Origin of the sequence: Paracoccus sp. SY (genome assembly GCF_002901215.1) — a bacterium.
Lineage (GTDB): Bacteria > Pseudomonadota > Alphaproteobacteria > Rhodobacterales > Rhodobacteraceae > Paracoccus > Paracoccus acridae.
The window spans coordinates 1-13,596 of sequence record NZ_NWMQ01000031.1 but is presented as its reverse complement, the minus strand read 5'-3'; the positions used below and the strand labels follow the sequence as shown (position 1 = coordinate 13,596).

Below are 13,596 nucleotides of genomic sequence, written 5' to 3'. Positions count from 1 at the left end.
CTCGAGGTACAATGGTGATCAAAGGTTGCACCCTCACCTTCACCCTACATGCTGAATGTTCATCGCCTGGAGGGCCGCGAGGTTTTCACATCGTGAAATTCACCAGGAAGATACAGACAATGATTGTTGTATAATCATGCAGTGCTACCTTTACTCTCGCTCGCATTTAAGGGGGAGAGAAATGCGTCAGATTTCACATGTGGAAAAAACGGCTGAACGGACGTCTCATTACCGGCCTCCCGTGAACGCCTTATCGGGCGAAGAGCGCGGCAAGAGCATTCAGTCAGTCGATCGGGCGCTATCCATCATCGAGGTTCTGTCGCTCAGCGACCGGCCCCTTATGCTCAAGGATATCGCTGCGCTGTCTGATCTCAACCTGTCAACCTGCCACCATCTGGTTAACACACTGGTCCGTCGGGGCTATGTGATTAATTCAGGGCGAGCACAGGGTTATAGCCTGAGTTCCAAGTTTGAGATCCTCTCGCGCAGGTCCGAGCGAGAAGCCAAGCTGATCGAATTCGTCAAGCCGGCCCTGCACGAGCTGAACGAGAATATCCGCGAGGCAGTGCAGATGACCGTGCTGCGCGGGTCCTCCCTGGTAAGCTATGTCAGGCTTCCCTCTCAGGGCCGCTCGGCCATCGACCTCAGCGACCGGCCGATGACCCATGCCGCCCATGCCGTGGCGAATGGCAAGGCGATCCTTGCCTGGCTACCAGAGACAGAACTGGCCCGGGTCGTGGCCGACAACGGCCTGAGCACCTTTACCCTGCACACGATCACCACCCTCTCCAGCCTGATCGAGGAACTGCGCCTTGTGCGCCGGTCTGGCTTTGCGGTGGAGGATGGCGAATTTCACACTGGTCAAACGGGCTTTGCGGCAACTGTGCGGGACATGTCCGGAGCCGTTGTAGGATCGATCGGTGTCACCATCGAACGGAAGCGAGCCACCGAAGCCTATAGCGACTATATCTCGCGCGCTGTGGTCAAGTGCGCCAAGGATTTGTCCAGCCGGATGCCCGCAGGCTGTTTCAACTAAGCCGTCGGTATTTCATATCATCAAATGGGCCGCGTCCCGACTCTGCTTTCCAGTCGTTTTCACCATTCGTATTTCACATCGGAAAATCGATAGGATTGAAGTGGCGAGCAGCCTGCGGCGGCGCTGATCTTTCTCCAAGACCAATCGAGGAGGATCAGATGGACAAGGTCAAATCAGATATCGGAGTGCTGGGACTAGGCGTCATGGGCGCGATGCTGGCCCTGAACTTTGCCGGCAACGGCTTCAATGTTGCGCTGTTCAACAGAACAGCAAGCAAGGCGCAGCAGCTGAAAGACGACAATCCCGATCTCACGCAGCGCTTGTTCGCGCATGAAACGGTCGAACGTTTTGTCGCCGGGCTGGCGCGGCCTCGGGTCATCTTGCTGATGGTCAATGCAGGCTCCGCTGTCGATGAACAGCTTGCTGTGCTGCGGGACTTGCTGGACGAAGGCGACATCATCATTGATGCCGGCAACACGGATTTTAACGATACGCGAGCCCGCAATGCCCGTTTCGACGGAACAGGCATCCATTTTGTTGGCATGGGAGTCTCGGGTGGCGAGCAGGGCGCGCGGCACGGTCCATCGATTATGGTCGGGGGCGACCCGGCAATTTGGACCCGCTTGCGCCCTCTGCTGGAGCCGATCTCGGCCAAGTATAACGGCAGTCCCTGCGTCGCTTGGTTGGGTCGCGACGGAGCAGGTCATTTTGTCAAGACGGTCCACAACGGCATCGAATATGCCGACATGCAGATGATCGCAGAAATCTACGCGATCCTGCGCGATGGCGTCGGGTTTGACGCGTCCCGGATTGCACGCATCTTCGAAAGTTGGAACCAGCGCGGCCTGTCGTCCTATCTGATTGAGATCACAGCCGCGGTTCTGGCCGAATCAGACGCCGCCACCGGAAAGCCCCTGGTCGACCTGATCGTGGACGAGGCAGGGCAAAAGGGCACCGGTCGTTGGTCAGTAATCGAGGCGCAGAAGCTCGGCGTGGGCGCCACCACCCTTGAGGCCGCTGTGGCTGCCCGCAGCATGTCGGCACAGCGTGAGGAGCGCGCCCGTGCATCGGAAATTTATGCCGGGCTCCAGGCAGTGAATGGTCGCTTTGCCTCGGATGGGGAAGGTATCGCGGAACTGGAGGCCGCGCTCGAGACAGCAAAGATCATTGCCTATGCCCAAGGGTACGAGGTCATGGCCGCGGCATCCGTAGAATTCGGGTGGGATCTGCCGATGGCAGAGATCGCCCGTATTTGGCGAGCGGGCTGCATTATCCGGTCGGTTTTCTTGCAGGATATCATGGCCGCCTATGGCGACGCAGGGCATCAAGGCAACCTGCTTGCCCATCCTGCCTTCGCGGCTCGGGTGCAAAAGGGTCAAGCAGCACTGCGATCAGTCGTTGCCCGAGCGGTTACGGCCGGAATCCCGGTTCCCGCACTGTCCGCGGCGCTGGCCTATTTCGATGACCTGCGCCGGGCACGCGGGGTGGCCAATCTGGTGCAGGGACAGCGCGATTACTTCGGAGCCCATACCTTCCGCATGCTGGATCGGGATGGCGTGCATCACCATCAATGGGCTTCGGCCGAAGCGGAGGCGGTATGACCAGTCAGATCATCAAGGTTGATCCGTTTGATTATGTCATCTTTGGCGGCGGCGGCGATCTAGCCGAACGCAAGCTGCTCCCTGCGCTGTACTACCGTGACCGTGACGGCCAAATCCAAGATGACTCCCGGATCATCGGCGTATCACGCACGGAGCGCAGTGATCAGGATTACCGGGATTTCACCTTGCAGGCCCTCAGGCGGCATATCCCGGCTGCCGACCTGAACCAGGACATCGTCCACCGCTTCCTGGCGCGATTGAACTATCAAAGTGTCGATGCGACCGGCGATAGTGGGTGGGAGGCTCTGAAGGACCTTCTGGATGAAGCTGAGCCAGGTACCGTCCGTGCCTTCTATTTGGCTGTCGGGCCCGAACTGTTCGCACCGATTGGACAAAAGCTTGCCACATTGGGCCTGAAGCACGACCGGTCGCGGCTGGTGATCGAGAAGCCGATCGGCCGGGACCGGAAATCCGCCCGCGACCTGAACGAAATGATCGCGCAGCATTTCGATGAGACCGAGGTGTTCCGCATCGACCATTATCTGGGCAAAGAGACGGTCCAGAACCTGATGGCCTTGCGTTTCGCCAACATGCTCTACGAGCCGATCTGGAACGCGCAGTTCATCGACCATGTGCAGATCACTGTGGGGGAAAGCGTCGGGCTGGAAAATCGGGCAGGCTATTATGACAGTTCGGGCGCATTGCGGGACATGGTGCAGAACCACCTGCTGCAGCTTCTGACGCTGGTTGCGCTTGAGCCGCCATCGACCTTTTCGGCCGACTCGATCCGAGACGAGAAGCTGAAGGTCCTGCGCGCCCTTGTCCCGATCCAGAATGGGACGGTCGCACAGCGCACTGTGCGCGGGCAATACGGATCAGGGGCGGTCGATGGCAAGTCCGTTCGCGCCTATGCCGAGGATTTGGGATCGGGTGCCAGCGATACGGAAACCTTCGTGGCCTTGAAGGCCGAGATCAACACCTGGCGTTGGGCGGGAGTACCGTTCTATCTGCGGACGGGCAAGCGGATGGCGCGCCGGGCTTCGGAAATCTCGATCACCTTCCGCAAAGTCCCCTATTCGATGTTCGGCGAGGATGCGGGCGAGATCTTCCAGAACCAGTTGGTGGTCCGTCTTCAGCCTGGCGAAGGAATCAAGCAGTATCTGATGATCAAGCGTCCGGGACCCGGCGGGATGAAGCTGCGTCGCGTGGCGCTTGACATGACCTTTGCCGAAACATTCAACACCCGCCACCCCGATGCCTATGAACGCCTTTTGATGGATGTGATCCGTGGGGACCAGTCGCTGTTCATGCGACGCGACGAGGTTGAGGCAGCGTGGGACTGGGTTGATCCGATCCTGAAGGCTTGGGCCGATCACGAGCAGAAGGCCCTTCCGTATCCCTCGGGGACATGGGGCCCAACCGCCGCCATTGCCCTGATCGAACGCGATGGCCGTACTTGGCACGAACCGGATTAAAGGGGAACGCGAATGGATGATGTTCTGAAGGGCTATCTGGACCGGCTTTCGGGCGAAGGCGGCGATGCGCTAGCCGTCGCGGCGGTCATCGCGGCCTTGGCACGTGCGGCAGTGGAACTCCATGCCGCCATCCGCAACGGCGTCGCGCCAACTGGCGATGGCGGACGGGCTAATGCCAGCGGCGAGGTCCAGAAGCCGCTGGATCTGCTGGCCGACGAGTTGTTCCTGACAGCCCTGCAATCAGCGCCGCTTCACTGCTACGCCTCGGAAGAACAAGAGCAGCCGATCCTGATGGGCGGGGGATCGCTGGCCTTGGCCATGGATCCGCTGGACGGGTCGTCGAATATCGAGACAAACATCGCTGTCGGCACGATCTTTTCACTGCTGCCAGTCCTGCCAGAACATGGCGGCCGCCCGGAACGGATCTTTGCCCAAGCGGGTCATGCGCAGCGGGCGGCGGGGTTTTTCGTCTATGGCGCACAACTTCTACTGATCCTAACTTGCGGGGCCGGCACCGAGTGCTTCGTCTTCGATCCCACAACAGGCAAATACGGGCGCCGCACGTCATGCCGCATTCCGGCGCAGGCGTGCGAATATTCAATCAACGCTGCCAACCGCCGCCATTGGCCACGTCCGCTACAGCGCTATCTGCGCGGGCTTGAACTGGGTGGGGCTGGGCCGCGCGGGCGCGACTTCGGAATGCGCTACGCGGGATCCCTGGTGGCGGACGGATACCGGATCCTGCAGCGCGGAGGGATCTTCCTCTATCCTGCGGATGCCCGGGACAGCCATTCCAGTGGCCGCCTGCGTCAGCTTTACGAGGCTAATCCAATCGCCTTCTGCATCGAACAGGCAGGCGGCGCCGCCAGCGACGGCGTCGGCCGGATGCTGGACAGGCCACAGGGCGATCTGCATGGCAAGGTACCGCTGATTTTCGGTTCCCGTGACGAAGTCGAGATTGCTACCCGTCATCTTGCGCAAAGTGCGGCAGTCTCGACTGCCGCGGAATAGCCGGGTGACCCCTGCAGCAGAAAGGGCCGCAAGATCGCGGCCCTTTTTGGTGGTGGAGTGACGGTCCGGGTATCGCCGCGGGCGCCCTGCCCTAGACAGCGCAGATCAGCGCAGATCCAGGATCGCCTCGGCGATGCCCCGGGTCAGTAGACTTGCCTCGGCCAGCGGGCGCTCGCCGGTGATGGTCGGCAGCAATCCCACCGCCAGTTCCTTACCCAGTTCGACGCCCCATTGGTCAAACGCATTGATGCCGAACAGGGCCGCTTCGACAAAGACCCGATGCTCGTAAAGCGCGAGCAGCCGCCCGAACGTCCTCGGGTCCAACGTGCGATAGGCGATGGTCACGGATGGGCGGTTGCCGGGAAAGCTGCGATGCGGGGCCAACCTTTCGGCTTCATCGGCGGGCATTCCCCGTGCCAGCATCATGGCCATGGCTTCGTCTGCGGTACGACCGCGGGCCAGCGCTTCACTCTGAGCAAGACAATTCGCCACCAGCAGATCGTGATGGTTCCGCAGATCGCGCTCCTGCGCCTCGGCGGCGATCAGGAATTCGACTGGGATAATGTCGGTGCCCTGATGCAAAAGCTGGAAGAAGGCATGTTGGCCGTTTGTCCCCGGCTCTCCCCAGACCACTGGGCCAGTGGCGGTTGTGACCGGCTTGCCGTCAAGGTCAACGCTCTTGCCGTTCGACTCCATGTCCAACTGTTGCAGATAGGCCGGCAGGCGGGCCAGCCTTTGATCGTAGGGTATAACCGCCCGGGTCGGATAGCCCTGCGCGACCCGGTGCCACCAGCCGACTAGGCCTAGGAGAACCGGCAGGTTCTCTGACAGTCGTGTTTCGGCGAAATGACGGTCCATCTCGCGTGCGCCGTCAAGGAAGTCGCGGAAACGCTGCGGGCCGATGGCGATCAGCAGGGGCAAGCCAATGGCCGACCATAGAGAATAGCGCCCTCCGACCCAGTCCCAGAAACCAAAGGTCCGGTCCTGGCCGATCCCAAAGGCGCCAACCCGGTCCAGGGCAGTTGAGACCGCACAGAAATGAGCGGCAACAGCCGCTTCGCCAAGGCTCTGCGCCACGGCCGCGCGGGCGGTGGCGGCATTGGTCATTGTCTCGATCGTCGTGAAGGTCTTGGAGGCGATGATGAATAAGGTCCGCCGCAGGTCCAGGGTCTGCAACACATCGGTCAGATGCGCTCCATCCACGTTCGAGACGAAGTGCATGCGCGGGCCGTTATCCCAGGGAGTCAGCGCCAGCGTCGCCATGGCCGGGCCCAGATCCGAGCCGCCGATACCGATATTGACCACATCGGTGAACATCTCACCCGTTGAGGATCTAATGGCACCAGAGCGAATGCCGTCTGCAAAGGCGGACATGCGCGACAGCACCTCGGCAACGTCCGGAGCGACAGCCTGGCCGTCCGCTGCAAATCCGTCGCCATCATGCGCCCGCAAGGCCGTATGCAGGACCGGGCGGTTCTCGGTAACATTGATTGACTGGCCCGCGAACATCTGGTCGCGCTTGTCTTCAAGACCCGAGAGTTGCGCAAAGGCCAGAAGAGCCGCCAGATCCTCGGCGTCCAGCGCTGTCTTGGAGTAGTCGAGGTAGAGGTCGTCCAGCCATGTGCTAAAGCGGTGAAAACGGTCGGGATCGGCGTCAAATCGTGCCGCGATCCCGGTTGTGGCGGCGAGCTTGCCGCGCCGGATTAGGTTGTCGATAGCAAGAGGGCGGCTTGGAATGCGGCTGTCCATGTTGGTATCCTTGGTCCTGCGGTTCAGGCGGTCTCGTAAAGCTGGTCGCGGACCATGGTCCGCAAGGCCCGCAGATCCTGTCCGAACTGGCGAATTCCTTCGGCAAGCTTTTCGGTGGCCATGGCGCTCTCGTTCATCTCCCAACGGAACCGGCGTTCATCCATCTCGATCCGGGCCAGCTTGGGCGCGCTCGACGGGGACAAACGCCGTTGCAGCAGGTCATTATCCCGGGCCAACTGATCCAGCAACGCGGGCGAGATGGTCAGCCGGTCGCAGCCGGCCAACTCCTCGATCTCCCCGATGTTGCGAAACGAGGCTCCCATCACGATGGTGCCAATCCCGTTGGCCTTGTAATATTCATAGATCTGGCGGACCGACAGCACGCCAGGATCCTCGGCGGGCGCAAACCGGCGCCCTTCGTGGACAGTGTGCCAATCCAGGATGCGTCCCACGAAGGGCGAGATCAGGAAGGCTCCCGCATCTGCGCAGGCAATGGCCTGGGCCAGTGAAAAGATCAGGGTCATGTTGCAGTCGATGCCATCGTGCTGCAGGACGCGGGCCGCCTCAATGCCTTCCCAGGTGGAGGCAAGCTTGATCAGGATACGGTCCCGTTCGACGCCACGGGCCTCATAGGCCTTGATGATGCGGCGGGCGCTGGCGACCGACCCCTGAACGTCGAAGGACAAATCCGCATCCACCTCGGTCGAGACACGGCCCGGAACCTCGGCTGCAAGGGCCGCGCCTACCGCAATCGCCAGCCGCGAGGCGACCGACCGAATGCGCTGTCCCTCGGTCGCTCCCTCATTGCGGCCGTCCCGGATCTCGCGAGCGATGATCTCGACGAAATCAGGCGATTGCAGGGCTTTGAGGACAATGGTGGGATTGGTGGTGCAATCGACCGGCTTGTGCTGGCGAACCGCCGCCACATCGCCAGTATCGGCGACCACCGTGGTCATGGTCCGCAACTGGTCAAGCTTCGAGGTCATTGTGTGGTCTCCTTCAGGCGGTCGGCCCATGTGGCGTTCATCCAGCCCAGCCCCGCGATGGTGTTGCCGGCCGGGGCATATTCGCAGCCTAGAACGCCACGATAGCCACACTCGGCCAGGGTGGCAGTGATCGCGGCATAGTCCAGTCCGGCCGAGCCTGGTTCATGGCGGCCCGGAAAATCTGCGATATGCACATGACGGATCAGGGCGGCATGGTTACGGATTGTCTCGTGGATATCCAGTCCGGCGGCGGCGGTGTGGAAGATGTCCAGCAACAGGCCAATGTTACGGGCCCCTGCTTCGGCGATGATATCGGCCGCCAACTGCGGCGTATCGACGAAGTAATCCGGCACCGCCATTGCGCTCATCGGCTCCACGATGATGGTGATGCCGCGGCTTGCGGCAGCATGCGCGGCCAGGCGCAGGTTTTCGACATAGCAGTCCCGGTGTTCGGTGCGGCGCTGGCTCAGGGGCAGGATGCCCGACATTGCGTGAACCATGCGTACGCCGATGGTCTCGGCATAATCCAGTGCCTCGGCCAGGTCGGCGCGAAACTCGTCGCGGCGGTCGGCGAAGATGCCGATGCCCTTCTCGCCCCGTGACGCATTGCCGGACCTGACTCCGAACTGGCTATAGCGCAAGCCCGCCGCATCCAGCAGCCCAGCCATTCGCGATGCCGGAATGTCATAAGGAGCGGGATGTTCGACTGCCGCAAAGCCGTGATCACGCGCAGCGGCGATCCTGTCGGCGAAGGGAATGTCGGTAAAGAGATAGCCCATATGGGCGCTGAGCAGGAATGCTTTTGCCATGATCTGACCCCATAGGGAGCTGCATAAGTGGACCGCCGCCAGCGCGGCGGCCTCAGGTGACGGTTTTCATCCGCCTGCCACGTTCCAGCCGCGGCCGGTATCACCATAGGCTTCCCAGCCATCGGCGGTGATGGCGATGGTGTCTTCCAGTTTAATGAAGCCGCGCTCTGTGTGATGCAATTCGGTCTCGATCGAGATGACCATGCCTTCCTCAAGCGGACGGTCTGCGTGATAGGCCGGATAGGTCGGCACGGCGGTACTCATCAGCCAGGGAGCCTCGTGGCTGACGATGCCCATGCCATGAGCCGAAAAGAACATCCGCTTGCGTTCGCTGCATTTGGCAAGCGCCGCATTGGCCCATTCGAATATGTCACCGCCAATGGCACCGGGCTTCAGCCCGCTGCGGCCAGCCTGCTGAACCTCCTCCACCTGCCCCAGCAGATCGATCAGTTCCTGATCGGGTTCGCTGGTATAGGCCATGCGGCACAGGTCGCCGATGTAGCCCTTGTAGTTGCCACCTGAGTCCAAGGCCAGAGTCTCGCCCTTTTCCCAGATCTTGTCATAGGGCGCCCGATTGAAGGCAGTGCCGATATTGGTCAGCGCGTATTCGAATTTAAGGCCGCGTTTGGTTTCCTCCTGACGCAGTGCCTCGAACAGGGCGCGCTTGGTAACGCCGGGACCATGGCTGGCGATCACCGCCATCATTGCGTCAACGACCTTTTCCGATGCCTCTCGCAGGATCACCAATTCCTCGGGCGTCTTCAGCGCGCGCAGCAATTCCAGCGTGAAGGTGGCATCCTGCAATTGCGCGTCCGGCAACTGCTCCTCGAGCACCCGATAGGCGTCGATGGGCATGAAGCCCTGCTCGATCCCGACACGGCCCCGGCCGCCATTGATGCCCTTCAGCATATCCGCCGCGGCCGCCGCGAAGCCCTGGCTTTGAAAATTCTTCAGGTTCAGGTTGGAGACCCAGAAGCTGCCAAGCTGCTTTTCGTAGCGTTCCATCGGGACACCGACATAGCCGGAGTCGCGGGGGCGCCCCTTCACATAAACAAAAAACGGCAGATAGCGGCTGAGGCCATGGGCATCCATGTAGTCGTAGAAGAAGAAGCGATATCCGCCTAGCAGGTACTGGATGCTGTGCTTGGAGGTGACCAGCAGGGCGTCAAGCTGGGCTTCCTCCATCAGCCGATCCAGACGATCGGTATCGAAGGGTGGCTTGTGCAGCCGCGATGTGTCTTCGGGGGGATTTCCTTCGGAAAAAGCAAAGCTCATGGATTTCTCCTTTGCAGTCTAGTCCGGTGTGACCGGGGTGTTCTTCTCTGTTTCGGGGGATGCCCCCGAGGATTGTCGTTTTGCAACCTTCGGGGGGTCTTGGCAGTTATTGCGCGGGAACCAAGTCCAGTGCGTGTGCGGGGGCGGCACCGACCGAGGACGGTGCCGCCTGATGCGGAAGGTCAAGGACCTTCTCACCATTCAGGATTGCGTTCGCACGCGCTTTGTCGACATTGCCCGTCCAGGCGCCGACAACGAGCGTGGCAATGATGTTGCTGGCAAGGTTGGTCACGGCGCGGATTTCGGCCATAAAGCGGTCCACGCCGATCAGGAGCGCCAGCGAGGCAACCGGCAACACGCCAATCGCCGGCATCGTGGCTGCCAGCGCGATGAAGCCCCCGCCCGAGACGCCCGCCGCCCCTTTCGAGGTGAACAGCATGATGAACAGGATGGTCAGCTGTTGGGCCAACGTCAGTTCTGTATTCGTCGCATGGGCAAGAAACAGCACTGCCATGGTCATGTAGATGGCCGTTCCGTCCATGTTGAAGGAAAAGCCGGTGGGCATGACCAGCCCGACGGTTTCTTTCTGGACGCCCAGGTTTTCAAGCTTCTGCATGCTGCGCGGGATCATCGTTTCGGCCGAGGTCGCGGCGAAAACAATGATCAGCTCGTCCTTGAAGTGCGCCAGCACCTTGAAGATGTTGAAGCCGGCAAGGCGCATAAAGAAGCCCAGGACGAAGATCACGAAAAGTGCGCTCACTAAGTAGACGGCAAGCACCAACTGGCCCAGGTTCAGCAGCGTCGAAAAGCCATACTTGCCGATGGTGAAGGCCATGGCGCCCGCCGCCGCAAAGGGCGCAAAACGCATGATAATGTTGACCATTCCGAACAGCCCGTGGGCTGCGGTGTCCAGCATCGCGATGAAGGGCTTCGCCTTCTCGCCCAGCTTGCACAGGCCAAGACCGAACAACACCGCAACGAACAGCACCGGCAGGATTTGTCCTGTCACAAAGGGTTCGACAAAGGTGGTAGGAATCATGTTGATCAGGAAATCGACCAACGTCATGTCCTCACCCTGCGTGACATAGGTCGAAACGGCACCTGCATCCAAGGCGGCGGGATCGGCGTTGATGCCGCGTCCGACGGGCCAGAGATTGCCTACCGCCATGCCGATCAAGAGCGCCAGGGTCGAGGCGACCTCGAAATAGATCAGTGCCTTCAGGCCGACGCTTGCGACTTTGCGCATGTCGCCGATGGCAGCAATTCCCACCACGATCGTCAGAAAGATGATCGGCGTGACGATCACCTTGATGGCTCGGATGAACACGTCTCCCAAGGGTTTGAGTGTTACGGCGATATCGGGAGCCAGGAAGCCCAACGTGCTTCCGATGATGACCCCGATAATGACCTGAACATAAAGTTTCCCCAACCAACGCATGACGACATTCCGTTCGCGCGGTTCCGAGGCCTCCCGAATTGGCGTATGATGCGCCATGGTTTCCTCCCTGTTTTTGCGATGTGTGTCAGGCAAGCTCCTCCTCTCGCCTGACACCTCGGTATGGTTGGGCGACGTTACTCGGCGGCTGCTACCATCGGAACAGCGTGCCGGTTCTTGACCACAACCTTGATCGCATCCTCGACGCGATCCTTGGCATAGCGCAGCGCCTCGGGAAGATTGTCCATCTCGAAGGTATGCGTATGGATCAGCGTCGCATCAAACCGCTTCTGGCGCATGAACGCCTCGGCGCGGTGCGTGGCGGTCTTGCCCTCGCCACGGATGCCGTAAAGGTAGATATTGTTACGGACCAGATAGGCGACGTCGACCGGCACCGAGTCCGATGGGAAGGCCGCCAGGCAGATCTTGCCGCCGCGGTTCAGCATCTGCGCGGCCTCGTTCACGGCATTGGGCGCGCCAGAGCATTCGACGACGTAGTCCACGCCTTTGCCGCCAGTCAGCTTGCGCACGGCCGCGACCGGGTCTTCCTTGCGGATGTTGATCACATGGTCGGCACCCAGTTGTTTGCCGATCTCCAGCCGGTTATCGCGGGTGCCGGTCAGGATCACGGGCTGCGCACCCAGAGCCTTGGCTACTGCGGCACCCAACAGGCCGATCGGGCCCGGGCCGCTCACGACGACGCTTTCGCCGGCGACTAGACCACCCAGTTCGGTCAGGCCGTACATGGATGTGCCCGCAGTCACCACCAGAGTGGCTTCCTCGTCACTCATGGAATCGTGGACATGGACCAGGGTGTTGATGTTGTTGACCTGGTATTCGCAAAAGCCGCCGTCAGTGGTAAAACCGTTGGCGCGGTGGCCCTTGTCGACATCGCCGTAGTTCTTGCCGTAGTTGTGGCAGGACGTGTACATGCCCTGACGGCAGCGCTTGCATTGTCCGCAGCCAGCGTGGATTTCCACCGTTACCCGTTCGCCGATCTTGAACTCATCGACGCCCGGCCCAAGCGCCACGACGGTTCCCATATATTCATGACCAGGGGTATAGTTCTTATTGAACGGCAGATCGCCTTCAATCAGCGCGGGAGGACCATGATAGATGATCTCGAGATCGGTCGCGCAGATGGCCACAGCGTCGATACGAACTAGAACCTCGGCCTTCTTGGGCGTGGGAACCGGCTTGTCGACATAGTGCAATTCCCCCGGATCTCCCAGAACCCACGCCTTCATGGTTTCCGGGACAGGGTAATCCTCATGGGTGGTCACGTTATTTGGCATTGCCATCTATTCGTCTCCCTCAGTAGATAGCTGAAACGTACTGGTGCCCATAGCCCAGTATTAGTTTGGAAAACCTTATGCCTTTTCGCTAGCTGGCTTCCTCGCGCTGGTTTTGAGAGGATGTGAGGGATGACGATTCCGGTCAATCATGACAGTCCTGATTTCCTTATGTGAAAAATGATCAGTAAATGACCTTGGCTATCGTGCTGATCCTACGCGTCCTTTAGGTTCAAGGACGAACAATCCAGCCTGCGCTACCGATGGGAATTTTGAGCTTTCAAAGAAGAACCCCGGCGGAGTGGGGCCAACCGGGGCACAGTGAATTTCTCATTGTGAAACGGCAAAAATGGCTAGCGATAGAACCGTGCCATCTCCTGAACGGGTATCGTCTTAAAGCCCGAAGCTTGACCTGCAGCGCCGAATATCTCAAACCTTTCGACGCAAAGTTTCTCCATTCGTGCGAGCCCGTCTTTCATCATTCCGCGAATATCAAAACCGGCCTTGTTCCTCCGCAGATACTCGCGCGCTGATCCGGTCAGCGCCAGGCGGAGGTCGGTGTCAATATTCACTTTGCGCACTCCCATTCGGATGCTCCGCTGCACTTCTTCCAGTGGTACGCCATAGGTGCGCGGCATTTCCCCGCCATTCTCGTTGATGAGATCCTGCAACTCTTCGGGCACGGTCGAGGCGCCGTGCATGACAAGATGCGTGTCCGGCAGCTTCGCATGGATCGCGGCGACCACGTCCATTGCCAGCAAATCGCCCGTCGGCTTGCGCGAGAACTTGTAGGCGCCGTGCGAGGTGCCGATGGCGACGGCCAGCGCATCTACCCCGGTCGCGGCGACAAAGTCGGCGGCCTGCTGGGGATCGGTCAGCAACTCCTCACGTCCCAGCGTGCCGACTAGAGCGTGTCGCGGGCATCGA

The 13,596-nt window shown here is 60.4% G+C and carries 11 protein-coding genes; 4 read left to right on the top strand and 7 right to left on the bottom strand.

Annotated elements, in window-relative coordinates:
- The first annotated feature begins 181 nt into the window (after positions 1 to 181).
- The 4 genes from CK944_RS16925 to CK944_RS16910 all read left to right on the top strand — a co-directional run bounded on the left by CK944_RS16925 (position 182) and on the right by CK944_RS16910 (position 5,123).
- Positions 182 to 1,036 (top strand): IclR family transcriptional regulator, encoded by an 855-nt coding sequence (locus CK944_RS16925; RefSeq protein ID WP_158248034.1) that lies wholly within the window; start codon positions 182 to 184, stop codon positions 1,034 to 1,036.
- A 158-nt stretch (positions 1,037 to 1,194) separates the two neighbouring features.
- Entirely contained in the window at positions 1,195 to 2,637 is a 1,443-nt protein-coding gene (gene gndA, locus CK944_RS16920) for an NADP-dependent phosphogluconate dehydrogenase (protein ID WP_103174255.1), read from the top strand.
- Entirely contained in the window at positions 2,634 to 4,112 is a 1,479-nt protein-coding gene (gene zwf / locus CK944_RS16915) for a glucose-6-phosphate dehydrogenase (protein ID WP_103174254.1), read from the top strand. The genes gndA and zwf overlap by 4 nt, the downstream gene beginning before the upstream one ends.
- Before the next feature lie 12 nt (positions 4,113 to 4,124).
- Entirely contained in the window at positions 4,125 to 5,123 is a 999-nt protein-coding gene (locus CK944_RS16910) for a class 1 fructose-1,6-bisphosphatase (protein WP_103174253.1), read from the top strand.
- A 105-nt stretch (positions 5,124 to 5,228) separates the two neighbouring features.
- Here the strand turns inward: CK944_RS16910 and pgi are convergent, their stop codons facing one another.
- The 7 genes from pgi to CK944_RS16875 form a co-directional block, all read right to left on the bottom strand.
- Complete coding sequence (pgi, locus tag CK944_RS16905) at positions 5,229 to 6,872, bottom strand: glucose-6-phosphate isomerase (protein ID WP_103174252.1); 1,644 nt, start codon at positions 6,870 to 6,872, stop codon at positions 5,229 to 5,231.
- A gap of 23 nt (positions 6,873 to 6,895) precedes the next feature.
- On the bottom strand, positions 6,896 to 7,858 hold the full coding sequence (gene tal / locus CK944_RS16900) for a transaldolase (protein WP_103174251.1): 963 nt from the start codon (positions 7,856 to 7,858) through the stop codon (positions 6,896 to 6,898).
- The gene (locus CK944_RS16895) at positions 7,855 to 8,667 is read right to left on the bottom strand and encodes a hydroxypyruvate isomerase family protein (RefSeq protein WP_103174250.1); all 813 of its coding nucleotides are present in this window, start codon (positions 8,665 to 8,667) and stop codon (positions 7,855 to 7,857) included. The genes tal and CK944_RS16895 overlap by 4 nt, the downstream gene beginning before the upstream one ends.
- Positions 8,668 to 8,733: 66 nt before the next feature.
- Entirely contained in the window at positions 8,734 to 9,942 is a 1,209-nt protein-coding gene (locus tag CK944_RS16890; RefSeq protein ID WP_103174249.1) for a Xaa-Pro peptidase family protein, read from the bottom strand.
- Between the two features lie 106 nt (positions 9,943 to 10,048).
- Positions 10,049 to 11,437 carry a C4-dicarboxylate transporter DctA gene (gene dctA / locus CK944_RS16885; RefSeq protein WP_103174248.1) on the bottom strand — a complete coding sequence of 463 codons (1,389 nt, stop codon included), beginning with the start codon at positions 11,435 to 11,437 and terminating at the stop codon, positions 10,049 to 10,051.
- Between the two features lie 77 nt (positions 11,438 to 11,514).
- Positions 11,515 to 12,660, bottom strand: coding sequence for a zinc-binding dehydrogenase (locus tag CK944_RS16880; protein WP_239986122.1), 1,146 nt, complete (start codon positions 12,658 to 12,660; stop codon positions 11,515 to 11,517).
- A gap of 362 nt (positions 12,661 to 13,022) precedes the next feature.
- A partial coding sequence (locus CK944_RS16875) for a class II fructose-bisphosphate aldolase (RefSeq protein ID WP_192877771.1) occupies positions 13,023 to 13,596 on the bottom strand: 574 nt, incomplete at its 5' end.